Origin of the sequence: Bradyrhizobium sediminis (genome assembly GCF_018736105.1) — a bacterium.
Taxonomy (GTDB): Bacteria; Pseudomonadota; Alphaproteobacteria; order Rhizobiales; family Xanthobacteraceae; genus Bradyrhizobium.
The window spans coordinates 1,634,922-1,659,336 of the sequence record NZ_CP076135.1 but is presented as its reverse complement, the minus strand read 5'-3'; the positions used below and the strand labels follow the sequence as shown (position 1 = coordinate 1,659,336).

The following is a 24,415-nucleotide window of genomic DNA, read 5'->3' as shown; positions in this document are numbered from 1 at the left end:
CAATAGATCGCAGCGCCGGAACCCGGCGCTGCGATTGCGCGCTACAGCCGCCTGGAAAAGCAGGACTGTCTTCAGTCGTTGGCACCGTGGATGCTGTCGATGACGGCAGCCGTGACTTCCGCTGTCCTGGCCTTGCCGCCGAGGTCCGGTGTGTGAAAGCGCTTGTCGGCGGCGACACGCTCGATCGCCTGCATCAATCGCGCAGCGGCAGCTGGCTCGCCGAGATGTTCCAGCATCATCACCGCAGACCAGAACGTGCCGATCGGGTTGGCGATGCCCTTGCCGATGATGTCGAAGGCCGAGCCATGAATCGGCTCGAACATCGAGGGGTAAGTTCGTTCCGGATTGAGGTTCGCCGTCGGCGCGATCCCGAGCGACCCCGCGAGCGCGGCAGCAAGATCCGACAGGACATCGGCATGCAGGTTGGTCGCCACGACCGTATCAAGGGTTTCCGGCTTCATGACCATGCGCATGGTCATGGCATCGACCAGCATCTTGTCCCAGGCGACGTCACTGAACTCTGCCGCGATCTCGGCGGCGATCTCGTCCCACATCACCATCGCGTGGCGCTGGGCGTTGGATTTGGTAACTACCGTCAGCAGTTTGCGCGGCCGAGACTGCGCCAGCCTGAAAGCGAAGCGCATGATGCGCTCGACGCCGGCGCGCGTCAGGATCGACACGTCGGTCGCGACTTCGAGCGGCAAGCCCTTGTGTACGCGGCCACCCACGCCGGCATATTCGCCCTCGGAATTCTCGCGAACGATCACCCAGTCGAGCTCTTTGCCGTGGACATTGCGCAGCGGGCTGGTGATGCCGGGCAGGATTCGGGTCGGCCGGACATTGGCATATTGATCGAACGGCTGGCAGATCGCCAGCCGCAAACCCCATAGCGTGATGTGATCCGGCACGTCAGGCGCGCCGGCCGAGCCGAACAGGATGGCGTCATGCTTCCTGATCTGGTCGCGGCCGTTCTCCGGCATCATGATGCCGTGCTTCTTGTAGTAAGCGGACCCCCAGTCGAAATGGTCTACCCGAAACTTGAAATTGCCGTCGCGGCCGGCCAAAGCGTGCAAGACCTCCACCCCTGCGGCAACGACTTCGGTGCCGATCCCGTCGCCCGGGATGGCTGCTATGGCGTACGTCTTCACGGAAAGTCTCCGGATCGCGAATGATCGCTTGTCAGTTATTGGTGATCGGGCGGCTGTGGCGGGGAGCTCAATTCCCTTTCGCGCCTGAAGCCTTGATGACGGCCCCCCACCGCTGCACTTCGGCTGCGAGATGGGCCTTGAGCGCCGCCGGCGTCGCCAAATCCGCCTGGACCGGCTCGGTGCCGAGGTTCGCAAACCGCTCGATGACCTTGGCATCCCTGAGCGCCGCTTGAAGAGCAGCGACAAGCTTGTCGGAAACATCCTTCGGCAATCCCTTCGGGGCCCACATTGCGTGCCAAGCCGAGACCTCGAAGCCTTTGACGGCTCCCGCATCGAGCGGCGGCAGGTCGGGCACCGATGAGACCCTGGATTTGGTCGTGACGGCGAAGCCCTTGATCTTGCCGTCCTTGATCTGATTGGTGGTATTGGTCGTCTGGTCGCACATCAGATCGAACTGGTTACCCAGCAGGTCGTTCATTGCCGGCCCGGTGCCGCGATAGGGAATCCCGTTCATTTGCACACCAAGCTCTTTCATCAGCATCAGCATGCAAAGATGCGAGGCGGAGCCGACACCAGCATGCCCATAGGTGGCTTTGTCCTTGTTGGCGCGAATCCACTCCAGAAGCTCGGTCACGTTGCTGACCGGCAGCGTCGGTTTTGACACAAGGGTCATGGGCACGTCGGTAATGCGGCCGAGGTGATCGAAGTCGTTGACGACGTCGTATTTGAGAGATTCGTAGAGCGCGGGAGCGGTAGCGTGCGCGATGTGCCAGACGGCGATCGTGTATCCGTCAGCGGCCGACTTCGACACACGCGCCATGCCGAGTGTCCCGCCTGCTCCGCCGAGATTTTCGACAATGACCGTCTGACCAAGGGTTCTGCCCATCGATTCCCCAATGAGGCGGGCCACTGTGTCGGTCGGCCCTCCGGACGCGGCCGGAACGATGAGTGTGATCGGCTTGGTCGGAAAGGCGGTCTGCGCAGTGACGGCCTGCGACAGCAACGTTGACATGGCAGCGATGGCGCCGGAAAGCATCGCGCGACGACTGAACCGCATTGGTCACTCCCATCAAATTGGTTGGCTGATTCTGCTGCGTTCAGCGGTTCCGGGCAAGCTACGTCCTGATGTCGCGGCCCTGCAATTGGCGCGCGATTATACAAATATTTGATATAATCTACGGCAAGGAGGACCGGAGATGGAATTGCACCAGCTTCGCTGTTTCGTTGCCGCGGCCGAGGAACTTCATTTTGGACGCGCAGCCCAACGGCTCGAAATGCTGCCCTCCGCGCTTGGGCGGCACATCCGGCTGCTCGAAGACGATCTCGGCACCAGGCTCATGACACGCACCACCCGCAGCGTAGCGCTGACCGATGACGGCGCTGTCCTTCTCAGGGAAGCGCGCACCTTGCTGGCGCAGGCGGACAGCCTTGCGGTCAAATTCCGCGCGCGCGGCCGGAGGCAGGCCTCGACCATCCGCGTCGGCGCGATCGATAGCGCGGCTGCAGGACTTTTCCCGATGCTGCTTCACGATTTTCGCGAGCGGAGGCCGGATGTCACGGTGAAATTGACGGAGGACAAGACGATCCGCCTGCTGCCCCGGCTGATCTCCGGGCGGCTGGACCTCGCTCTGGTGCGCCCTCCGGACAAACCAGACAGCCGGCTTGAATTCCTGCTGCTCTTTCACGAGACGGCTGTAGTCGCCGTCTCCAGTCGTCACCCGCTCGCATCGAGAAAGCGGGTAACCATCACCGATCTCGCCGAGCAGCCGTTGATCGTGCCCGAGCGCCGTTCGCGTCCGCACAGTCACGACCTCACCATGAAGCTGTTTGCTCAAGCCGGACTGCATGCGCGCATCGCCCAGCTTGCCGATGAAAAGCAGACCATCGTCAATCTCGTCGCCGCCGAACTGGGCGTCGCCATCGTTCCAAGATGGACATCCCGAATGGCGGCGCGCGGTGTTCGATATATCCCGCTTGAGGCGTCCGATATGAACAGACTGCCGCTTGCGGCGGCCTGGACTCGCGGTACACGCGATCTCATCAGGGACGAAATGCTGGAGATGCTCAAGACTTCACTTTCGCGCTATGCGCAGGAGGCCTGAAGCACAAGAGCAGCCTGTCATCGGGCACGCCGAAGGCGAGACCTGATGGCGAGAGATAACGGGCTTGGGGTGGGTCTTTGGGCGTTGACCCGTGGCTAGCCTTGAAAGCGCTCGGGAAAGAGGGCAAAACGCCCGAAAATAACTGGTCGGAGTGGCAGGATTTGAACCTGCGACCCCTGCGTCCCGAACGCAGTGCTCTACCGGGCTGAGCCACACTCCGACAAGATGGGCGGCTTATAGCCTTGGGTTTCGTGCACCGCAAGAAGCCGATTTGAGGATAATCTTCCCTGTGAATGTAGCCCTGAAAACGCGGATTCTGCCCGCCGGCGAGGCCGCCGTGGCCGCGGCGGCATCCTGCCTCGCCGAGGGCGGCCTGGTCGCGTTCCCGACCGAGACCGTTTACGGCCTGGGCGCAGACGCCGCCAACCCCGCCGCCATTGCCCGGCTCTACCAGGCCAAGGGCCGGCCGGCGTTCAATCCGCTGATTGCGCATGTCGGCGATCTCGCCGCCGCCCGGCGGATTGCCCGTTTTGATGCGACGGCCACCTTGCTCGCCGAGGCGTTCTGGCCGGGGCCGCTGACGCTGGTGCTGCCCAAAGCCGCCGATTGCCCGGTCGCCGATCTCGCAACCGCCGGGCTCGAGACCGTCGCGATCCGGGTTCCCGCCCACCCGGTGGCGCTGGCCATCCTGCGCGCCTTCGGCGGGCCGGTGGTGGCGCCGTCGGCTAATCTGTCGGGCCATGTCTCGCCGACTACGGCAGCCCATGTGCAGGGCGACCTGACCGGGCGGATCGACCTGATCGTCGACGGCGGACCGGTCGCGGTCGGCGTCGAATCGACCATCGTCGGATGCATCGAGCAGCCGATGCTGCTGCGCCCGGGCGGCCTGCCCCGCGCCGAGATCGAGCGCGTGCTGGGCCGGGCGCTGGCGCAACCGCCCGCCGATCCCGACGCCGACAGCGGACAACCGCTGGCGCCGGGCATGCTGGCCTCGCATTACGCGCCGCGCACCAGGGTCAGGCTCAATGCCGATAGAGTCGAGCCCGGCGAAGCGCTGCTGGCGTTCGGCCCCGCCTCGGTGCCGGGCTCGGACGGGGCGGCCGCGATCATGAATCTGTCGCCTCGGAGCAATGTCGATGAGGCCGCCGCCAATCTTTTCGGTTATCTTCGTGCGCTCGACACCAAAGACGCCCGCGCCATCGCGGTGATGCCGATCCCGCATCACGGGCTCGGCGAAGCCATCAATGACCGGCTGCGCCGCGCCGCGGTGGGACGGGACTGAGGCAACGCGAGCAAACAACGAGCGACAAGAACAAGAGACAGAAATGAATATCGTCCAGCCTTCGACGCCGCCGCCGCTCTCGCCCGAACTGATCGCACAATTTCGTTCGATCGTCGGCGACAAATACGCGGTCACGGATCAGGCCGATATCGCGCCTTACGTCACCGAGGAGCGCGACCTGTTTCGCGGGCGGTCGCCGCTGGTGTTGCGGCCGGGCTCGACCGCGGAAGTCTCCGCCATCTGCAAGCTCGCCACCGAGCACCGGATCGCGCTGGTGCCGCAGGGCGGCAATACCGGCCTCGTCGGCGGCCAGACCCCGCACAACGGCGAGGTGGTGGTATCATTGCGGCGGATGGACAAGATCCGCGACATCGACACCGCGTCCAACACCATGACCTGCGAGGCCGGCGTGGTGCTGCAGATCGCGCAACAGCGCGCTTCCGAGGTCGACCGGCTGTTTCCTCTGTCGCTCGGCGCGGAAGGAAGCTGCACCATCGGCGGCAACCTCTCCACCAATGCCGGCGGGACCACGGCGCTGGCCTATGGCGTGGCGCGCGAAATGGCGCTCGGGCTGGAAGTTGTGCTGGCCGACGGCCGTATTCTGAACGGGCTGTCGAAGCTGAAAAAGGACAATACCGGCTACGACCTGCGCAACCTCTTCATCGGCGCCGAAGGCACGCTCGGCATCATCACCGCGGCGACCCTGAAACTGTTCCCGAAGCCGCGCGCGGTGGAGACCGCCTTCGTCGGCCTGAAATCGCCCGCCGACGCGCTGAAGCTGCTGTCGATCTCGCAGAACGAGGCTGCGGGCACGCTCACCAGTTTCGAACTGCTGGCCGACATCGCGGTCGGTTTCAGCGTCCGCCACGGCATCGATGTCCGCCATCCCCTCGCCGGCCGGCATCCCTGGTACGTGCTGATGGAGCTGTCGTCGCCGCGCGACGACGCCCGCGCCACGCTGGAAGCGATCCTGGCCAAGGGTTTCGACGACGGCATCGTCGACGACGCCGTCATCGCGGCCAGCCTCAGCCAGCGCTCAGGCTTCTGGAAGCTGCGCGACGAAATGTCGGCGGCGCAGAAGCCGGAAGGCGGCTCGATCAAGCACGATATTTCAGTGCCGGTCGCCGCCGTGCCCGCCTTCATCGCGGAAGCCAACGCCGCGGTGGTGAAACTGATTCCGGGCTCGCGGCCGGTGCCGTTCGGCCATCTCGGCGACGGCAATATCCATTACAATGTCAGCCAGCCTGTTGGCGGCGACACCGCCGACTTCATGGGCCGCTGGCACGAGGTCAACGCGGTCGTGTTCGACATCGTGCTGCGGATGGGCGGCTCGATCTCCGCCGAGCACGGCATCGGCGTGCTCAAGCGCGACGAACTGCCCGACGTCAAGGACAAGGTGGCGATCGAGCTGATGCGCGGCATCAAGGCGATGCTCGACCCGCTCGGCATCATGAACCCCGGCAAGGTGCTGTGAACGCGCCGCCGCCAAAACCGATCTCCGCACTCGCCATCGCGCCGGTCGAGGACGCCGATATCGCCGCGGTCATCGCGCTATGGCAACGCTGCAACCTGACGCGGCCATGGAACGATCCCGCCGCCGACATCGCGCTGGCGCGGCGCGGGCCGAACGCGACGGTGCTGGCCGGCCGCGTCGGCAACGCCATCATGGCGACCGCGATGGTCGGCCATGACGGCCATCGCGGCTGGGTCTATTACGTCGCCACCGACCCGGACCATCGCGGCAAGGGTTTTGGCCGCGCCATCATGAAGGCGGCCGAGGACTGGCTGCGCGAGACGGGCATCGCAAAACTGCAATTGATGGTCCGGCGCGAAAACGCCAGTGCGGGGGCATTCTACCAATCGATCGGCTACGCCGAGTCGCAGACGATCGTCTTCGCCAGATGGCTCGACGGCCGCGAGCCGACGCCGTAATCAGCAGGTACTGCCTGCCGGGCAATGCTCCTCATGGTGAGGAGGCGCGTCAGCGCCGTCTCGAACCATGGGCCTCATCCTTCGAGACGCGGCGAAGACGCCGCTCCTCAGGACGAGGAGAACCAGACAGGAATCGAGATGACCATTTCCGACCGCATCCGCGTCAAGAGCGTCCGCGTCCTTTCAGACAACCACTACACCCTGAAGACCACCACGTTCGAATTCCGCCGCGCCAACGGCGAATGGCAGACGCAGCATCGGGAAACCTACGACCGCGGCAATGGCGCGACGCTGTTGCCCTACAATCTGGCGCAGCGCACCGTGGTGCTCGTGCGGCAGTTTCGCTATCCGGCCTATGTCAACGGCTACGACGATCTCCTGATCGAGGCCGCCGCCGGCCTGCTCGACAACGAGTCGCCGGAAAACCGGATCCGCGCCGAGGCGGAAGAGGAGACCGGCTACCGGCTCGGCGACATCAACAAGGTGTTCGAAGCCTTCATGAGCCCCGGCTCGGTCACCGAAAAACTGCACTTCTTCGTCGCTGAGTATCAGCCGCACATGAAGATCGGCAGCGGCGGCGGCATCGCCGACGAAGGCGAGGACATCGAGGTGCTGGAGCTGCCGATCGATCAGGCGCTCGACATGATCGGCGACGGCCGCATTGCGGACGCCAAGACCATCATGCTGCTGCAGTATGCGGCGCTGAACATTTTTCGCTGAGGACGTTTAAACACGATGCGCATCGCTTTGATCCACGCCCTGAAGCATTCGATTGTGCCGATCGAGGCTTCGTTCGCCCGGCTATGGCCGGACGCAACTTTGATGAACCTGCTCGACGACAGCCTGTCGGCCGATCTCAAGCGTGACGGCCGCCTCACTGACGCGATGGCGGAACGTTTCCTGTCGCTCGGGCGCTATGCGGCCTCGACCGGCGCCGACGCGATCCTGTTCACCTGTTCGGCCTTCGGCCCCTGCATCGAAGCGGTGGCGCGCGCGCACGCGCCGATGCCGGTGCTCAAACCAAATGAAGCGATGATCGAGCAGGCCGTTGCGAAGGGCCGCAGGATCGGCCTGCTCTCGACCTTCGCGCCGACGCTGGTGTCGATGCCGCCGGAATTTCCGGCTTCCGTGGAGGTTGTGCCGAAGCTGGCGGAAGGCGCGCTCGCAGCACTGGATCGCGGCGACCGCGCCGGGCATGATCGCCTGGTCGTGGAAGCCTCACGCGATTTGCGGGGCTGCGACCTGATCGCGCTCGCGCAATACAGCATGGCGCCGGCGGCCGAACTGGTCGCCGCGGCGTCGGGACGGCCGGTCCTCACCACGCCGGACAGCGCCGTTGCGAAGCTAAAGGAGTTGCTCGGCGCAGGGACGGGGACCTGAATGCTGCGTCAAAACAGCGACCCCTGCCCGTCATCGGACGCCGCCGATGCCGGCTTGCGCGGGGCGGCTTTCTTCGCGGGCTTCGGCGCTTCCGCCGCCCGCTCCTCCGCGGTGATCGGCAGGATCAGTTGCGCGTCGTCATTGGCGACGCGGTTGACCCGCGTCGAAACCTCGTGCCAGACGAATTCGCCTTCTTGCGGCGCGACCAAGAGCGCCATCACGCCCTCCGCACTGTCGTCGCGGCAATCGAGCCAGCGCTCGAAATCGGCGGGCGCGATGGTCACCGGCACGCGGTGATGCAGCACCGCAAGATCGGCGCTCGCCGGCGCCGTGACGATCGCCACGGTGTCGAGCTCCTCGCCGTTGGGCCCGGTCCAGGTTTCCGCCAGCCCCGCCAGACCCATTGGTTGCCCGTCGCGGCGATGGATGAAGTGGGGCCGCTTGCGCGTCCCGGCCGCCTGCCATTCGTAATAGCCGTCGGCCGGGATCAGGCAGCGCCGGCGCCTGATGGCGTTCTTGAAGGCCGGTTTTTCCGCCGCGGTTTCCGAGCGCGCATTGATCAGCAGCGTGAATTTCCTGGGGTCCTTGACCCAGGACGGCAGCAGGCCCCAGCGCATCAGCCGGAAATGCCTGATACCGTTTTCGACGATCACGACAGGTATAGGTTGCGTCGGCGCGATATTATGCCTTGGCGGGAAATTTGGCTGCTCGAGGTAGCCGAAAATCTGCCGCACGGCGGCCGGCGGGGAAGTAATGACGAAGCGTCCACACATTCTCTGGCCCAGACAGGTATCCGTTCAGGTCCCTTTAACTCCAAACGTTAACACTGCAGCGGATGACCGCAACGGGCGCCCAAACCGCTAACCCCAACCGTACGGCGCCTGGCAAGGTTGGCGGCGGCGATGCCGCGCGTGCCGCGCAATTGCGGGCCGCCAACATCAACCCCCGTACCGGGCTCGCCACCGACTACCTCAATCACTTCAACGAAGCCGTGATGCTGCTCGAGATGATTCCGGACATGCCGGAATGCGCCGAGGATTTCCTCGGCTGGCAACCGCTGTCCTATGCCGAGCATTTCACGGCGTCGAATTTCAAGGCCCGCGACCTCGCGATTTCGGCCTATAATTCCGCCAATCCTGTCATCCGCGCCGAGTTCGACAATATCACCAGCGCCATGACCTCGATTCTGACCGCGGTGAGCGACGCCATGCGCGAGGCCAGGCAGGACAAGACCCGCGCCACGCTCGCCGAGCAGGCCACCGGCTGGGTCAAGCCGCTGGTGACGCTGGCCGGCGGCATCATCAATGGCGGCTCCGAGGCCGACGTCGACTACATCATGACGCACTGACCGCCGTGACGTCCCCGGTCCAGCCCTCGCATCCGCAGCTCGCCGTCAGCGCGGCGATCTTTCGCGACGGCAAGATCCTCCTGGTGCGGCGGGCAAAGTCCCCGGCCAAAGGCTACTATTCGCTGCCCGGCGGCCGGGTCGAATTCGGCGAGACGCTGCACGCGGCGCTGCATCGCGAGGTCGACGAGGAAACCGGGCTGAAAATCGAGATTGCCGGGCTCGCCGGATGGCGCGAGGTGGTGCCGGGAACCTCCGGCGGCGGCCATTATCTGATCATGTCGTTCGCCGCACGCTGGACCGCAGGCGAGCCGGTCCTGAACGACGAACACGACGATTTCAGGTGGCTGGCGCCGGATGCGCTCGGCGATCTCAAGGTCACCGGCGGCCTGGATGAGATCATCCGGTCGGCCAGAGCCCTGCTCGGGGCCTGAACCGGCCCTGCCGGCGCCTTGCTTCCAGCGCATTGAAAAGGCATATCGGGCGGGTTCTGGACCCCCAAAATGCTCAAGCACATTCTGGCCGCTTTCATCCTTGTCTCGGCGTGCATTTCCGGCCCTGCGCGGGCCCAGGATGCGGCTGCGCCGTTCGACGGCGACCTGCAGCGGCTGGCCGAGATCCTCGGCACCCTGCACTATCTCAGGGGCATTTGCGGCACCAATGAAGGTCCCAAATGGCGCAACGAGATGCAGGCGCTGATCGACGCCGAAACCCCCTCCGGCGACCGCCGCGCCCGCATGATCGCCGGCTTCAACCGCGGCTATAACGGCTTTCAGCAGACCTACCGGACTTGCACGCCGGCCGCCTCGATCGCGATCCGAAGATACATCGAGGAAGGCTCGAAGATCTCGCGGGACCTGACCGCCCGCTACGCCAACTGAGAGACGAAGAGCCCGAATATGGAACAATGGAATCATCTTGTTCCGGGGCGTTAACCTTTCCTAAAGAACTGGCCTAGGCGGCCGCGAAGCTCATGCTACACCTCGGCGCGTCAGATGCGTTCCGCCCTGGATCGCGCGCCAGTCCCGCCAGAGTCTCATGAGCCCTCCAGTGTCCTTCACAACCGCCCGCGACCCGCTGCCCGATCACGAACAGAAGCAGGCGGCGCTGAGCTACCTCAACGAGGCCTGGGCGGAGGCGCGTCATGACGGCGTCGATGGCGACTGCCTGGCGCAGGCCAGCCTGTTCGCAGCCTTCGCCGAACTGGTCGCGACCTATGGCGAGGACGCGGTGGCGAAATTCGTCGAGGGATTGCCGACCCGCGTCCGCAACGGCGAGTTTTCGACCCGGCTGGCGAAACAGTAGGCTTGCGCGGCTGTCATCACCCGGCTTGACCGATCCGCCCGGTATTCCAGAGTTCCCGCATTCTAGCCGCACCGCCGCGGCGTACTGGATCGCCCGCTTTCGCGGGCGACGACGACTGAAGTTGACGCCGCGCCGGGCCTCCGCTCGAGAGCATGAATGATCTACGCCCTCAACGTCTCCAGAAACCGCACCGGTTCGCCGGTCGACGGCGTCACCAGTTCACCCTGCCACATCACGCGGCGGCCCCTGACAAAGGTGCCGACCGGCCAGCCGGTGACGCGCACGCCGTGATACGGCGTCCAGCCGGCGCGCGAGGCCACCCAATCGTCGGTGATGGTTTCGCTGCGCTTGAGATCGACCACCGTGAAGTCGGCGTCGTAACCCGCCGCAATGCGGCCCTTGCACGCGATGTTGAACAGCCGCGCCGGGCCTGCGCTGGTGAGATCGACGAAGCGCTGTAGCGACAATCGCCCGGCGTTGACGTGATCGAGCATCAAGGGCACCAGCGTCTGCACCCCGGTCATGCCCGAGGGCGAAGCCGGATAGGTCTTGGCCTTTTCCTCGAGGGTGTGCGGGGCGTGATCGGAGCCGAGCACGTCGACGATGCCCTGCTCGATGCCGCGCCAGATCCCGGCCCGATGCTCGGCCGAGCGCACCGGCGGATTCATCTGCGCCCGGGTGCCGAGCCGCTCGTAGCATTCCGGCGCGGTCAAAGTGAGATGGTGCGGCGTCGCCTCGCAGGTGGCGACGTCCTTGTGGTCGCGCAGAAACTCGATCTCCTGCTTGGTGGAGATATGCAGCACGTGAATCCGCTTGCCCGTCTCATGGGCGAGCTGGACCAGCCGCTGGGTCGCCATCAGCGCCGCGGTCTCGTCGCGCCAGACCGGATGCGAGCGCGGATCGCCCTCGACGCGCAGTCCCTTGCGATCGTTGAGGCGGTACTCGTCTTCGGCATGAAAGGCGGCGCGGCGGCTGATCACCTGGAAAATCCGGCGCAGGCTTTCGTCATCCTCGACCAATAGCGCGCCGGTGGAAGAGCCGATGAACACCTTGACACCGGCGCAGCCGGGCGCGCGTTCCAGCTCCGGCAGATCCTGCACGTTTTCGCGGGTGCCGCCGATGAAGAACGCGAAATCGCAATGCATGCGGTGGCGGCCGCTCTTCACCTTTCCGGTGAAGGTCGCTTCGGTGATGGTCAGGGGATCGGTGTTCGGCATTTCGAACACCGCCGTCACGCCGCCCATCACAGCACTGCGCGAACCGGTTTCGAGATCTTCCTTGTGGGTCAGGCCCGGCTCGCGAAAATGCACCTGCGTGTCCATGACGCCGGGCAGGATGTGCAGGCCCTTGCAGTCGATCACCTCGGCGGCCGATGCCTGTCCAAGGGAACCGATTTCAGCGATACGGCCATTGGCGACGCCGATGTCGCGCACGCCCTCACCGTCCTGGTTGACCACGGTGCCGGATCTCAGAATCACATCAAAACTCTGACTCATCGTTCCTCGTAATAGGCTCAATCCTCATGCCGAGGAGGTCCGCAAGGGCCGTCTCGAAGCATGGGACGCGTTCAGTGCCAGTTACCATCCTTCGAAACGCGGGCTGCGCCCGCTCCTCACAGGATGAGGTCATCCCACGCCGGGCGCGGGCCTTGTCGTTCATGACTTGGCGGCTTACGTTCTGCAGCAACATGTCACAAGAGATTTTTGCATGAAAGCGGCGTTTCTCCCCGACCGGGGCGTGGTCAAGGTCAGCGGCGACGATGCGCGCAACTTTCTCAACGGCCTGGTCACCACCGATATGACGCTGCTCCGCCCCGGCCTCGGCCGGTTCGGGGCGCTGCTGACCCCGCAGGGCAAGATCACGGTAGATTTCCTGATCACCGAGGCGCCGGCAGGCCATGGCGGCGGCTTCCTGCTCGATTGCCCGCGCGTGCTGGCGCCGGGCCTCGCCGAAAAGCTCGGTTTCTACAAGCTGCGCGCCAAGGTGGCTGTCGAGAATCTGTCGGACAGTCTCGGGGTGCTCGCCGCCTGGAATGGCGAACCCGCCATGAATCCGGATCTTGCCTTCGCCGATCCGCGCAATGCCGCGCTCGGCTGGCGGGTTCTCGTTCCGCAGGAACTCGCGCAGAAGGTCGCCGACCTGATCGGCGCGGAACTGGTCGACAGCACCGCCTACGATGCACATCGCATCGCCTCCGGCGTTCCGCGCGGCGGTCTCGACTTCATGTACGGCGACGCGTTTCCGCACGAGACCAACATGGACCGCCTGCATGGCGTCGATTTCGACAAGGGCTGCTATGTCGGCCAGGAAGTGGTGTCGCGGATGCAACATCGCGGCTCCATACGCACCCGCATCGTGCGGATCGTTCTTGAAGGTCCGTCGCCGGAACCGGGCACGCCTGTCCTCGCCGGCGACAAGCCGGTCGGCGCCATCGGCTCGACGGCCGGGGCCAACGGTCTCGCCCTGATCCGGATCGATCGCGCCGCCGACGCGCTGGCCGCCGGAACGGCGCTGACCTCGGGCGGTCTTGCTCTCCGGCTCGCCGAGCCAGGCGATCTTTCGGCCGCACCGAAGCAGACCGTCGCATGAGCAAGTCGGCGCGCCTGCATGCCGATGGCCTGACGCGGTGCCCGTGGCCCGGCGAAGACCCGTTTTACATGGCCTATCACGATACCGAATGGGGCGTTCCGGAATATGACGACCGGGCGCTCTACGAAAAGCTCATCCTCGACGGCTTCCAGGCCGGGCTGTCGTGGATCACGATCCTGCGCAAGCGCGACAACTTCCGCAAAGCTTTCGACGATTTCCAGCCCGACAAGATCGCGCGTTACAATTCGAAAAAAGTCCACGCGCTGATGAACGACGCCGGCATCGTCCGCAACCGTGCCAAGATCGAGGGCGCGGTGAATAGCGCCAAATCCTATCTGAAGATCATGGAAGACGGGCCGGGCTTCTCGAAATTCCTGTGGGAATTCGTCGACGGCAGGCCGAAGGTCAACAACTTCAAGACCACCGCCAGCGTGCCGGCATCGACGCCGCTGTCGATCAAGATGTCCAAGGAGCTTGCCGCACGCGGATTCAAATTCGTCGGCCCGACCATCGTCTACGCGTTCATGCAGGCGACCGGCATGGTCAACGATCATCTGGTGACGTGCTTCTGCCACGATACCTGCGCCGGAAAGCACCGCGCGCCCCGCCTCAAAGTCAAATGACGGCAAAAAAAAACCCCGCTTCGGCAGTGCCCGCCCGGGTCTGGCAGCGGATGCTGTCGGGGCGGCGGCTCGACCTGCTGGACCCCTCGCCGCTCGATATCGAGATCGCCGATATCGCCCACGGCCTGGCGCGGGTCGCGCGCTGGAACGGACAGACCAGCGGCGCGCATATCTTTTCGGTGGCGCAGCACACCCTGCTGGTCGAAGCCGTGATGCGCGAGCGCACGCCGCGCGCCGACGTCAGGCTGCGCCTTGCGGCATTGCTGCATGACGCTCCGGAATATGTCATCGGCGACATGATCTCGCCGTTCAAGGCGGTGCTCGGCGGCGACTACAAGGCGGTGGAAAAACGGCTGTTGGCGGCCATCCATATCCGCTTCGGACTGCCGCCGGTGCTGCCGGATGAAATCACGCAGGCGATCAAGGCGGCCGACCGGGGCGCGGCCTATCTCGAGGCGACCGAGCTGGCGGGCTTTGCACAGGCCGAGGCGAAGCGACTGTTCGGCCGCGACCCCGGCCTGCCGCCTTCGACCGCGCAGGACTATCTGACGCCATGGACCGCAGCCAGGGCCGAGAAGCGGTTTCTGGAACGGTTCAAGACCTTGCACGCCTGAACATCGAGGCCTGAACCGGCTTTCACCCCCCCGGATGCGGGCCTATAATCGGCGCGAAAAGAAGGACCGCCATGATTCACGTCTGTTCGCTCGCTGCACTTCCCGACACTGTCAGGGCGACCGGCGCCAGCCATGTCCTGACCGTCATGGCCAATGTCGATCAGGTGCAGCGGCCGGAATCGGTGCTGCCGGCCAACCATCTGAAGGTGCAGATGGACGACATAACCGAGCACATGGATGGCTTCGTCGCGCCGTCGGATCAGCATATCGAGCAGGTCCTGAACTTCGTGCGCGGCTGGGACCGCAGTGCGCCGCTGGTGGTCCACTGCTATGCCGGCATCAGCCGCTCGACCGCGAGCGCCTTTGCCGCCGTCTGCCTGCTCAATCCGCATCGCGATGAGATTTCGATCGCCAGGCAGATCCGTGCGGCCTCCCCGATCGCATCGCCGAACCGGCTGATCGTCGGCCTGGCGGACAAGGCGCTGGGGCGTGAGGGCCGGATGCTGCGCGCGCTCGACGAAATGGGCCCGGGCAGCATGATGGTCGAAGGCCGGCCGTTCCGCATCGATCTCGAGTGATGCCCGTCAACGGCGCCCCATGAGCGAGAAGCTCCTGACGCCGATCGAGATCGGCCTGACCGCCGCCATCGTCGCGATCGAAGGCAACGAGCCGCTGATCCTGACCGCATCCTCGGGCGACGGCGACAAGCCCGCCGGGCTTCCGTTCGGCCCGTTCGACGCGGTGGCGCACCGCACCTTCGAGATCGGCCTGCGCGCCTGGGTGGAAGAACAGGCAGGCTTGCGGCTGGGTTATGTCGAGCAGCTCTATACGTTCGGCGACCGCGGCCGGCATACTCAGGCCGGCGACACCGACGCCCATGTCGCCTCGATCGGCTACCTCGCGCTCACCCGCGCCGCCGACAACGCCTCGCGCGCGCCGGGCGCGACCTTCGAACCCTGGTACCGGTTTTTTCCATGGGAGGACTGGCGGCAGGCGCAGCCCGACATCATCGAGCGCGCGATCGTCCCCCATCTCACGAACTGGGCCGCCGCGAGCGAGCAACCGGACGCCACCCGCGCCCTCAGCCGCAGGGATCGCGTCCGGCTGTATTTCGGCACCGAGGGCGCGCCTTGGGACGAGGAGCGCGTGCTCGACCGCTACGAGTTGCTCTACGAAGCCGGACTGGTCGAGGAGGCGCGGCGCGACGGCCGTCCCGCGGCGCTGGCGCGCAAACAGCTTCCCGTCCTCGGCGTGCCGATGCGCTTCGACCACCGCAGAATCCTGGCCACCGCGATCGCCCGGCTGCGCGCCAAGCTGAAATATCGCCCCGTGGTATTTGAACTTTTGCCGCCCGAGTTCACACTCACTGAACTGCAGCGGACCGTGGAAGCGATCTCGGGGCGGCATCTGCACAAGCAGAATTTCCGCCGGCTGGTGGAAGCCGGCGCTTTGGTCGAACCAACCGGCGTGATGTCGACACACACCGGTGGGCGGCCTGCCGCGCTGTTTCGCTTCCGCCGCGAGGTGCTGCAGGAACGGCCGGCGCCGGGCCTGCGGGTACGCGGAAGACGCTAGATCGTCTGACGGCGCCGAGACACTGAATATCTTGATGCGGTAAGCCCCGATCCCGGGCCGATCGCCTGGAGGCTTGATGTTGGAATTCTTCTCACTGGTGGTTGCCATCGTCGCGCTTATCATCGCACGCAAGACGTTCAACCAGACCGCCACCTTGCGTGCGCGGCTGGATGCGATCGAGGCCACCGCGCTGCAGGCGGGAGCGGCTCCGCCACCGCTCGCACCGCTCCAGGAAGTCGAGCAAGGTCTCGCCGCGTCGCCATCCGTTGCCGCCGAACAGCCGGCAACGGCCGGCGAGATGGAAACGGCCGCGCCGGACGCGGAAGCGCAAGATGCCGCGCCGACGGCCGCGACCGACGGCACGGCCACGCCGCCGCCGCTTCCGCAACCCCAGCCCGGCTTCGAGGAGCGGATCGGCACCCGCTGGGTGGTCTGGGTCGGCGGCCTGACGCTGGCGCTCGGCGGCTTCTTCATGGTGCGCTATTCGATCGAGGCCGGGCTGCTCGGCCCCGGCGTGCGCACCATACTCGGCGGCCTGTTTGCGCTCGCCCTGCTGGCGGCCGGTGAATGGACCCGCCGCAAGGAAAGCGTCTCGGCGATCGAACCGCTGCCGATCGCCAATATCCCCGCGATCCTCACCGCCGCCGGCACTGCGGTGGCATTCGCGACCGTCTATGCCGCCTATGCGCTGTATGAATTTCTCGCGCCCGCCACCGCCTTCATCCTGCTCGGAATGGTGGCGCTGGGCACGCTCGCCGCGGCGCTGCTGCATGGACCGGCACTGGCCGGCCTCGGCATTGCCGCCGCCTTCGTCACCCCGCTGCTGGTCTCTTCCGACAAGCCGGACTACTGGGCGCTCTACCTCTATCTCGCCATCGTCACCGCGGCGGCGTTCGGGCTGGCGCGGATCAGGCTGTGGCGCTGGCTCGCGGTCACCACCATCGCCTTCGCGCTGATCTGGACTTTCCCCTGCCTGGAATGCGGGCCGTCGATGGTCGGACCGCACGCGTTCCACGTCATTGCAGGCTTCGTGCTCGCCGCGTTGCTGGTGGTATGCGGATTCATGTTCGGTCCGGCCGCCGACGATGACCGGATTGAGCCGATCTCCTCCGGCTCGCTCGCGGCCTACCTGCTGGGCGCCACCCTGATCGTGCTTCAGAGTTTCCATGCCGACACCGCCATCATCGTGTTCGCGATCCTGGTCGCCGGCACCTTGCTGGTCGCCTGGCGTGCGCCAAGCGCCACGGCCGCGGTCGGCGCCGCCGCCGCTTTGGTCTTCGTGGTGTTTGCCGAATGGGCCGTGCGCGGCAATCCGGACATGCTGGTGCTGCCGGGCGGGCCGCTGCCCGGCATCGGCCCCGCCGCGACCGATGCTTCGGTCACGGTGCACCTGATATCCGCGGTGATCTTCGCCGGCGGCTTCGGCATCGCGGGATTTCTGGCGCAGGGCCGATCCGCCAACGCCGTTATCCCGGTGGTCTGGTCGGCCGCCGCGGTGTTCACGCCGCTGGCGCTATTGATCGCGCTCTACGCCCGCATCGCGCATCTCGATCGTTCGATCCCGTTTGCGATCCTGGCGGTGCTGCTGGCGGCGGCGTATGGCGCAGCGACGGAAATTCTCACCAAACGCGACCATCGGCCAGGCCTGCCGATTTCGATCGCGCTGTTCGCCACGGGGTCGCTGGGCGCGCTGGCGCTGGCGCTGACCTTCGCGCTGGAAAAGGGATGGCTCACCATCGCGCTGGCGCTGATGTCGCTCGGCACGGCTTGGATTTCGCTGCAGCGGCCGATACCGTTCCTGCGTTCGCTGGCGGCCATTCTTGCCGGCATCGTGGTGCTGCGGATCGGCTACGAGCCGCGCATCGTCGGCAATGCGGTCGGCGCCACGCCGGTCTTCAACTGGCTGCTGTGGGGCTATGGCATTCCGGCGCTGTCATTCTGGGCCGGAAGCCACTTCCTGCGCCGCCGCGCCGACGATGCGCCGCTGCGCGTCGTCGAGTCGGCGGCGATCCTGTTCACGGTGCTGCTGGTGTTCATGGAAATCCGCCATACCGTGAACGGCGGCGATATCTACCGCGCCACCGCCGGCCTGACCGAAGTGGCGCTGCAGGTCTGCGCGACGCTGGCGATGGCGATCGGCCTGGAGCGGCTGCGGATCCGCACCGGCAGCATCGTCCACAATGTCGGCGCTATCCTGCTCACGGCGTTTGCCGGGATAGCCGCAGCGGCCGGCCTGATGGTGCTGGAGAATCCCCTGCTCTGGCCGATCGACGTCGGAGGCGCGTTCTTCAACCTGCTGCTGCTGGCTTACGCCGGACCCCCAGTGCTGGCACTGCTGCTGTCCTATGCGGTGGCGGGCCGGCGGGCTGCGAGCTACGCCAACACCATCGCGGCAGCCGCGCTGATACTCGCCCTGACCTATGTCACGTTCGAGATCCGCAGGCTCTATCACGGCCCGGTCCTGAGCCGCGGCGTGACCACCGGCGCCGAACAATACACTTACTCGATCGCATGGCTGGTGTTCGGCGTCGTGCTGCTCGGCATCGGCATCCTGTTCAATTCGCAGCGCGCCCGTCTCGCCTCCGCGGTGGTGATCGCGCTCACCATCCTGAAGGCGTTCCTGATCGACATGTCGACGCTAACCGGCGTCTATCGGGCGCTGTCGTTCATGTGCCTTGGTCTGGTGCTGGTGGCGATCGGCTGGCTGTACCAGCGCATCCTGTTCCGCCGGCAGGCGCTGCCGGCCGCACCTGTCGCCGAGCCGGGCGCGTAGCCGGATGATCCCGCCTGTGTGGCGAACACCGGAGGCCGGCTCACATTGAGCCGGCCCTCGCGCGTGTCAGGCCGCCCTCACCGAACTGAGGAACTTGCCGACCTCGAGCTTGAGCCGGTTGGAATCGCCGGACAATGACTGCGCTGCGGAGAGAACCTGCGAGGAAGCCGATCCGGTCTCGCTGGCGCCGCGCTGCACGTCGGTGATGTTGGAGCTGACCTGCATCGTACCTTGTGCCGCCTGCTGCACGTTGCGGGAAATCTCCTGCGTCGCCGCGCCCTGCTCCTCCACCGCCGCAGCGATGGTTGATGAGATCTCGGACAGCCTTTCGATGGTGCCGCTGATTTCCTTGATGGCGTTCACCGACTCCTGCGTCGCGGCCTGGATCCCGCTGATCTGCAGGCCGATCTCGCCGGTCGCTTTCGCGGTCTGCTCGGCCAGCGCCTTGACCTCGGAGGCCACGACCGCGAATCCGCGGCCGGCCTCGCCGGCGCGGGCGGCCTCGATGGTGGCGTTCAGCGCCAGCAGGTTGGTCTGCCCGGCGATGGTGTTGATCAGTTCGACCACGTCGCCGATGCGGCTTGCGGCCTTCGACAACTCGCTGACGCGATCGGTCGTGGTGCGCGCCTGGTCGACCGCCTCGCTGGCCATCCGCGCCGAGTCCTGAACCTGGCGGCTGATTTCGTTGACCGACGACGACATCTCCTCGGTCGCGGAAGCCACCGACTGCACATTGGTGGACGCTTCTTCGGAGGCCGCCGCGACCGCCGTTGCGAGTTCCTGCGACCGTTCCGCGGACGAGGTGAGCGTACCGGCGGAGGTTTCGAGTTCAGTTGCGGCAGAGGACACAGTTTCAATGATTGCACCGACAGCGCCTTCGAAGTCGTCGGCCAGCCGGCTCATTTCCGTCTTGCGTCGGATCGCCGAACGGGTTTCGGTATCTTTCAATTCTTCACGGTCGAAGCGGATGATTGCCTGCAGCGTCTGCAGATTGCGCAACGCCACGCCGGCTTCATCGTCGCGCTCGACCAATATGTTGCTGTCGAGTTTGCCTCGAGTGATGCTCCCCATAACCTCATTGAGCCGTCCAAGCGGGCGGACGATGGCCCGGATGGTCTGCCTTCCGAGCAATCCACCCAGCAGCAGACCCGTGAGCAGGATGGCGGCCGCAACCCCGATCACGATGGCATATTGGCGCTCGGCGGCCTCGTATTCCGCCCTGGCTTCCTTGACCTGGATCGCAACCAGCTTGTCCAGATCCTGCTTGGCCAGAGCGAACAACTCGCTCGCCTTGCCTGCCAGAAGCGTGCTCGCCTCGTCGTATTTGCGATCGGCGAGCAGCGCGAGCGCCGGCTTGATGGCGCTCTCGACATAATTCTTGCGCTTCAGAGTGAAGCTGTCGGCGGCGATCTTCTCCTCCGGCGTAAGGTAGGTCGCCATATATTCGGTCCACATCTTGGAGATGACCTCGATGTTGGTGGCGACCTTGCCGGCGACATCGCCGATCGGCTTGCCGGCGCGGCCGTTGGTGACGGCGTCGTATTGCACGATGGTATTTTTTTCCATGCGGTCGTTGATCTCGAACAGCTGCGCCAGCGGCATTGCGCGATCCTCGTAGATCGATTTCATCCGCGCATTGCTGTCCCGCGTCGCCAGAATACCGGCCAATCCGATTGTCAGCATGAAAAGTCCCAGGGTCGCAACCAGCGTGACCAGCCTTGCATTCAGCGAACCGGTGAAGATTGCGAGGAAGTCCAGCGGCGAGCGGCACCGGATGATGCCGGCATCGATCCTGTAGCCCTGCGCCTTGTTGGCGCGCAGCAGCGCGTAGACATGTTCGGCTTCCTGGCGCTGCTCGGCGGGCAATTTGGTTCGGATGGACGTATAGCCGGTGATATGTCCATTCTCCAGGATCGGAGAAGCGGTCGCCAGCACCCAATAGAAATCGCCATTCTTGCGGCGGTTCTTCACCGCGCCCACCCACGGCTTGCCGGCCTGGAGCGTGGCCCAGAGATTCTCGAATGCTTCAGGCGGCATGTCCGGATGGCGGACGATATTGTGAGGCTGCCCCATCAACTCCGCCTCGCTGAAGCCCGAGACTTCGAGAAAGGCGTCGTTAAAGAAGGTCAGCCTTCCCTTGGTGTCGGTCTTTGACACGATGAGAGTGGTATCGGCGATCGGATACTCGACGGCGGTGACGGGAACATTGTTGCGCATTGCCAGGCCTCATTGCCACGAGTCGATTTTCAGATCTTGGTAACTTCTTCATTGATGAATTAATGGGCAATGAAGTATCCGAACCGTATGAGTACGGAGCGCGCAATGGTTGCAACGAGATCGCGCTAACCCGACGCCAAAACAACCCGTGCCACGATCACATGCTAATTGTTAACCATTAAGATCTGCCTAAAAATTGTGCAGTCGAAGATTGAAACACGGCTGGTCAACAACCGACACGCTTGTCTGGCTTGTCCGCTGCGAGACATGCACCGAGGCTGATCAGGCAGCCCTTACCGAGTTGAGGAACTTGCCGACCTCGACCTTGAGGCGGTTGCTCTCGACTGACAACGACTGCGCGGCGGACAGAACCTGCGAGGAAGCCGAGCCAGTCTCGCTGGCGCCGCGCTGCACGTCGGCGATGTTGGACGAGACCTGCACCGTCCCCTGGGCAGCCTGCTGGACGTTGCGGGAAATCTCCTGCGTGGCCGCGCCCTGCTCCTCCACCGCCGCCGCGATGGTCGACGAGATCTCGGACAATCTTTCGATGGTGCCGCTGATTTCCTTGATGGCGTTTACCGACTCCTGCGTCGCGGACTGGATACCGCTGATCTGCAGGCCGATCTCCCCGGTCGCTTTCGCGGTCTGCTCCGCCAGCGCCTTGACCTCGGAGGCCACGACCGCGAAACCGCGGCCGGCCTCGCCGGCGCGGGCGGCCTCGATGGTGGCGTTCAGCGCCAGCAGATTGGTCTGTCCGGCAATGGTGTTGATCAGCTCGACGACGTCGCCAATGCGGCTTGCGGCCTGCGACAATTCACTGACGCGATCGTTGGTCGTGCGTGCCTGATCGACAGCCTCGCTGGCCATCCGCGCCGAGTCCTGAACCTGGCGGCTGATTTCGTTGACCGACGACGACATCTCCTCGGTCGCGGAAGCCACCGACTGCACATTGGTGGAAGCCTCTTCGGAGGCGGCTGCAACCACGGTCGCGAGTTCCTGCGACCGCTCTGCGGTCGACGTCAGCGTATTGGCGGAGGCCTCCAGCTCGGTCGAAGCCGACGACACCGTCTCGACGATCTCGCCCACCGCGCTCTCGAACGAATCGGCGAGCTTGCGCATGTCCGCTTTGCGCAGTTCGGCAAGGGCCTGGTCCTGCCTGACCTTGGCTTCGGCTTCGTCGCGCGCTTTTTGCTCGGCATTGTTGCGAATCACCGCGATGGTCTTGGCCATGTCGCCGATCTCGTCGCCGCGGTTTGCACCGGGGATGACCACATCGAGATGGCCTTCGGCCATCTTGTTCATCGCGCCGTTCAGCCGGGTCATCGGTCGCGCTATGCCGAAGAACGAAAAAGCGCTCGACCCGATCAGCATCAGAATGATGGCGCAGCCGAACCCGAGCGCCACCTGACCGGCGCGCCGCATCTTGTCGCTGACATCCGTCGCACTTTCCGTCACCGCCTTCTGCGCGACCGCCACCGCGGAACTCAGCAGTTCGGCGACTGCATTGGCGGTCGGGATGGTTTGCTCCCGGCTGATCTTGTTCTTCAGGAGGTCGGCTTCGATAACTTCATCGGTCAGGGCGACAACCTGTCCCACCAGCGGGCTGAGCGCATCGATCGCATCCTGCAGCCGCTTGTCCTCCGCCAGATCGCGCGCCTTCTTCAGCGACTGGGATGAAACGCCAGCCTTGCCGACGAGCTTGCCCTTTTGATCGGTCTCCCCGGTTGCAAAGAAGCGCCAACCCCCGGCCTGTACGGCGTTCAGGGCGCCGTCGGCATCGCGCAGAAGGTTTTGAATTTCGGCGCGGTTTGAAGACCCCGCCGAGGCCAGCGCCGCCAACGATTTGCCGAGCGCGGCGTCCCACTGGTTGAAGACGGCAATTCGCTTTTGATTGAGTTCGAGAACCGTCAGCATCAACTTCGCCTGCTCGTCCGCCCCGACGGCGTAAGCCTCCGTTTTCGTCTTGATGTTGCCGAACAACTCCTTCGATTGGGGCTCGAGGGCGAGCGCAAGGGCGGTATCCAGCAGCTTCGCCTGGGCATCGCGCGCAACCCGAAACTGGCTCCTGCCTTTGGCGACGACTTCCGCCGTCCTTGCCAGGCGCACACCACGCACGGCAAGCTGCATGTTTCGCATTTCCGATTCCGCCTTCAGCGCAATGGCGGAAATCTGCTGCTGCACCCCGGCGCGCCGATTGGCCTCGAACACCGAGGACTCGGTGGCGGTCTGATTCATCACCATGCCGATCGCCAGCAGGATTCCGGCAACGCCGGCGAGGCCCAATTTATTGCCAATGCGATTGAGGATCATTTTATCGAGCCTTGCATGACTTGAATGAATTTGCAGCCGGGGCGCGCCACGACGAATCGACTCCAGGAAGCGACCGGCGCCTCCACATCCGAGCCATAACTTTCGCGCTGCAAAATCCTGTTAATTTTGGGGCCCGTAAGATTACGGGTCACCGGCAAAAATGCGCCAGCATTGGTCACTTCGCAGAATGCCCCGGCGGTCGAACTGAAATCATCTTCGCCAGTGACCGCCATCAGCCGAGCAATACTGTTCCAGGCTCCATTTTGGAGTTAACAGGAACTGAGTACGAATACGGGGAAATGCCCGAAATCGATCCGCGAAGCCATCACGCGGGCGCCCCGGTCTAGCAGATCGACTCCGCGACGAGTCGAACCCGGAACACAGGCTTTTTGGATTGATCGAGCAATTCCATGCGCCATTCGGCGTGACTGCGGCGCGCCGACGGAATGGTCGCCCCCTCCAGCTTGTCAGTCGGGCGTGGGAAATGCGAGGCGCGCCAGCGCCTGTGCCGCATCAGTCGGTCGAGCGGCGAAGTTCCGGCGCACTTTCCGGTTTCGCCGGTTCCGGTCGCGCTTCGGATTTGACCGGCTCGAGCCTGGCGCTCTCGACCTTCGGCGTCTCGACGCTCGCCGTGATGTCGTTCCGCGATGCGTCCGCCGAGCGGGAGTGTGCCGGCGCATGCAGCGAACGCGGCCGGGCTACCGCGCGGGCCATCAGCATCTGCGCCGCGCCCTGATGGCGGAAATCGCAATAGGCGAAAGCCATGCCCGAGACCGAGCCACGGAAGCTGCGCTCGTCCTTCTTGTCGAGATTGAAACAGGGCTGGAACGGAATGCCCTTGATCGAGGCGCATACGGCCTGGCCGCGGACTTGCAACGTATTGCCGGGCAGCCGCATGTGGCGCACCGGACCCGAACCACTGAATTGCACGGCGCCGGCGGCGCCCATGTCATCGAGCACCCGGCCCGCGCCGCGGGTACCGTCGAAACAGGTAAATGCGAAAACCTTGCCGATCACGAACCTGCGCGCCTCATCGGCGTTCATCTGCCCGGCCATGGCGGGCGCGATCACCGCACCGGCCATGACGGCCCCCAACACGAAACGCGCAACCATGCTGCAACTCCGAACTTTACCGAGCGCGGGTAACCGCCAGAGGTCTCTTTACCCGCTGCTTACCATACGAACAGTGGCAACATTGGAGCAGCTTGGTTGGTAAAGTC

General features: G+C 64.8%; 24 protein-coding genes and 1 tRNA gene. 16 read left to right on the top strand and 9 right to left on the bottom strand.

Going from position 1 to position 24,415, the window contains the following annotated elements:
- Positions 1-71: 71 nt before the first annotated feature.
- Positions 72-1,148, bottom strand: coding sequence for a tartrate dehydrogenase (locus KMZ68_RS08000; RefSeq protein ID WP_215615259.1), 1,077 nt, complete (start codon positions 1,146-1,148; stop codon positions 72-74).
- Between the two features lie 67 nt (positions 1,149-1,215).
- Complete coding sequence (locus tag KMZ68_RS07995) at positions 1,216-2,205, bottom strand: tripartite tricarboxylate transporter substrate-binding protein (protein WP_215615258.1); 990 nt, start codon at positions 2,203-2,205, stop codon at positions 1,216-1,218.
- Positions 2,206-2,344: 139 nt separating this feature from the next.
- Between KMZ68_RS07995 and KMZ68_RS07990 the strand changes: the two genes are divergently transcribed.
- On the top strand, positions 2,345-3,250 hold the full coding sequence (locus KMZ68_RS07990) for a LysR family transcriptional regulator (RefSeq protein ID WP_215615257.1): 906 nt from the start codon (positions 2,345-2,347) through the stop codon (positions 3,248-3,250).
- Positions 3,251-3,393: 143 nt separating this feature from the next.
- Here KMZ68_RS07990 and KMZ68_RS07985 read toward each other — a convergent pair.
- Positions 3,394-3,470, bottom strand: a tRNA-Pro gene (locus tag KMZ68_RS07985).
- Positions 3,471-3,539: 69 nt separating this feature from the next.
- Here KMZ68_RS07985 and KMZ68_RS07980 point away from each other — a divergent pair.
- The 5 genes from KMZ68_RS07980 (at position 3,540) to KMZ68_RS07960 (ending at position 7,844) form a co-directional block, all read left to right on the top strand.
- On the top strand, positions 3,540-4,532 hold the full coding sequence (locus KMZ68_RS07980) for an L-threonylcarbamoyladenylate synthase (protein WP_215615256.1): 993 nt from the start codon (positions 3,540-3,542) through the stop codon (positions 4,530-4,532).
- Positions 4,533-4,575: 43 nt separating this feature from the next.
- Positions 4,576-6,006, top strand: coding sequence for an FAD-binding oxidoreductase (locus tag KMZ68_RS07975; protein WP_215615255.1), 1,431 nt, complete (start codon positions 4,576-4,578; stop codon positions 6,004-6,006).
- Entirely contained in the window at positions 6,003-6,464 is a 462-nt protein-coding gene (locus KMZ68_RS07970) for a GNAT family acetyltransferase (RefSeq protein ID WP_249779558.1), read from the top strand. The genes KMZ68_RS07975 and KMZ68_RS07970 overlap by 4 nt, the downstream gene beginning before the upstream one ends.
- 138 nt (positions 6,465-6,602) lie before the next feature.
- Positions 6,603-7,184 carry an NUDIX domain-containing protein gene (locus KMZ68_RS07965; protein ID WP_215615254.1) on the top strand — a complete coding sequence of 194 codons (582 nt, stop codon included), beginning with the start codon at positions 6,603-6,605 and terminating at the stop codon, positions 7,182-7,184.
- 15 nt (positions 7,185-7,199) lie between these two features.
- Positions 7,200-7,844 carry an aspartate/glutamate racemase family protein gene (locus tag KMZ68_RS07960; protein ID WP_215615253.1) on the top strand — a complete coding sequence of 215 codons (645 nt, stop codon included), beginning with the start codon at positions 7,200-7,202 and terminating at the stop codon, positions 7,842-7,844.
- A gap of 8 nt (positions 7,845-7,852) precedes the next feature.
- On the opposite strand, the gene KMZ68_RS07955 is transcribed toward KMZ68_RS07960, so the two are convergent.
- Positions 7,853-8,617, bottom strand: a complete 765-nt coding sequence (locus KMZ68_RS07955; RefSeq protein ID WP_215615252.1) for an SOS response-associated peptidase — start codon at positions 8,615-8,617, stop codon at positions 7,853-7,855.
- 62 nt (positions 8,618-8,679) lie between these two features.
- Between KMZ68_RS07955 and KMZ68_RS07950 the strand changes: the two genes are divergently transcribed.
- From KMZ68_RS07950 to KMZ68_RS07935, 4 genes are all read left to right on the top strand, one after another.
- On the top strand, positions 8,680-9,192 hold the full coding sequence (locus KMZ68_RS07950; RefSeq protein ID WP_215615251.1) for a hypothetical protein: 513 nt from the start codon (positions 8,680-8,682) through the stop codon (positions 9,190-9,192).
- Positions 9,193-9,197: 5 nt separating this feature from the next.
- Positions 9,198-9,623 carry an NUDIX hydrolase gene (locus KMZ68_RS07945; RefSeq protein ID WP_215615250.1) on the top strand — a complete coding sequence of 142 codons (426 nt, stop codon included), beginning with the start codon at positions 9,198-9,200 and terminating at the stop codon, positions 9,621-9,623.
- A 69-nt stretch (positions 9,624-9,692) separates the two neighbouring features.
- Positions 9,693-10,070, top strand: coding sequence for a TIGR02301 family protein (locus tag KMZ68_RS07940; RefSeq protein WP_215615249.1), 378 nt, complete (start codon positions 9,693-9,695; stop codon positions 10,068-10,070).
- Between the two features lie 157 nt (positions 10,071-10,227).
- Entirely contained in the window at positions 10,228-10,494 is a 267-nt protein-coding gene (locus tag KMZ68_RS07935; RefSeq protein ID WP_215603116.1) for a hypothetical protein, read from the top strand.
- Between the two features lie 161 nt (positions 10,495-10,655).
- Here the strand turns inward: KMZ68_RS07935 and KMZ68_RS07930 are convergent, their stop codons facing one another.
- Complete coding sequence (locus tag KMZ68_RS07930) at positions 10,656-11,990, bottom strand: dihydroorotase (RefSeq protein WP_215615248.1); 1,335 nt, start codon at positions 11,988-11,990, stop codon at positions 10,656-10,658.
- Positions 11,991-12,201: 211 nt separating this feature from the next.
- Between KMZ68_RS07930 and ygfZ the strand changes: the two genes are divergently transcribed.
- The 6 genes from ygfZ to KMZ68_RS07900 all read left to right on the top strand — a co-directional run bounded on the left by ygfZ (position 12,202) and on the right by KMZ68_RS07900 (position 18,668).
- Positions 12,202-13,083, top strand: coding sequence for a CAF17-like 4Fe-4S cluster assembly/insertion protein YgfZ (gene ygfZ, locus KMZ68_RS07925; protein ID WP_215615247.1), 882 nt, complete (start codon positions 12,202-12,204; stop codon positions 13,081-13,083).
- Positions 13,080-13,706, top strand: a complete 627-nt coding sequence (locus tag KMZ68_RS07920; RefSeq protein WP_215615246.1) for a DNA-3-methyladenine glycosylase I — start codon at positions 13,080-13,082, stop codon at positions 13,704-13,706. The genes ygfZ and KMZ68_RS07920 overlap by 4 nt, the downstream gene beginning before the upstream one ends.
- A complete protein-coding gene (locus KMZ68_RS07915; RefSeq protein ID WP_215615245.1) occupies positions 13,703-14,320 on the top strand; it encodes a YfbR-like 5'-deoxynucleotidase in 618 nt (205 codons plus the stop codon). The genes KMZ68_RS07920 and KMZ68_RS07915 overlap by 4 nt, the downstream gene beginning before the upstream one ends.
- 71 nt (positions 14,321-14,391) lie before the next feature.
- Positions 14,392-14,898 (top strand): tyrosine phosphatase family protein, encoded by a 507-nt coding sequence (locus KMZ68_RS07910; protein ID WP_215615244.1) that lies wholly within the window; start codon positions 14,392-14,394, stop codon positions 14,896-14,898.
- Positions 14,899-14,917: 19 nt separating this feature from the next.
- A complete protein-coding gene (locus KMZ68_RS07905) occupies positions 14,918-15,895 on the top strand; it encodes an NUDIX hydrolase (RefSeq protein WP_215615243.1) in 978 nt (325 codons plus the stop codon).
- A 76-nt stretch (positions 15,896-15,971) separates the two neighbouring features.
- The gene (locus KMZ68_RS07900; protein ID WP_215615242.1) at positions 15,972-18,668 is read left to right on the top strand and encodes a DUF2339 domain-containing protein; all 2,697 of its coding nucleotides are present in this window, start codon (positions 15,972-15,974) and stop codon (positions 18,666-18,668) included.
- 66 nt (positions 18,669-18,734) lie between these two features.
- Here the strand turns inward: KMZ68_RS07900 and KMZ68_RS07895 are convergent, their stop codons facing one another.
- The 4 genes from KMZ68_RS07895 to KMZ68_RS07880 all read right to left on the bottom strand — a co-directional run bounded on the left by KMZ68_RS07895 (position 18,735) and on the right by KMZ68_RS07880 (position 24,308).
- Entirely contained in the window at positions 18,735-20,885 is a 2,151-nt protein-coding gene (locus tag KMZ68_RS07895) for a methyl-accepting chemotaxis protein (RefSeq protein WP_215615241.1), read from the bottom strand.
- A gap of 282 nt (positions 20,886-21,167) precedes the next feature.
- Entirely contained in the window at positions 21,168-23,195 is a 2,028-nt protein-coding gene (locus KMZ68_RS07890) for a methyl-accepting chemotaxis protein (protein ID WP_215615240.1), read from the bottom strand.
- A complete protein-coding gene (locus tag KMZ68_RS07885; protein WP_215615239.1) occupies positions 23,192-23,428 on the bottom strand; it encodes a hypothetical protein in 237 nt (78 codons plus the stop codon). Before KMZ68_RS07885 ends, KMZ68_RS07890 begins: the two co-directional genes overlap by 4 nt.
- A 280-nt stretch (positions 23,429-23,708) precedes the next feature.
- The gene (locus tag KMZ68_RS07880; protein ID WP_215615238.1) at positions 23,709-24,308 is read right to left on the bottom strand and encodes a hypothetical protein; all 600 of its coding nucleotides are present in this window, start codon (positions 24,306-24,308) and stop codon (positions 23,709-23,711) included.
- Positions 24,309-24,415: the final 107 nt, after the last annotated feature.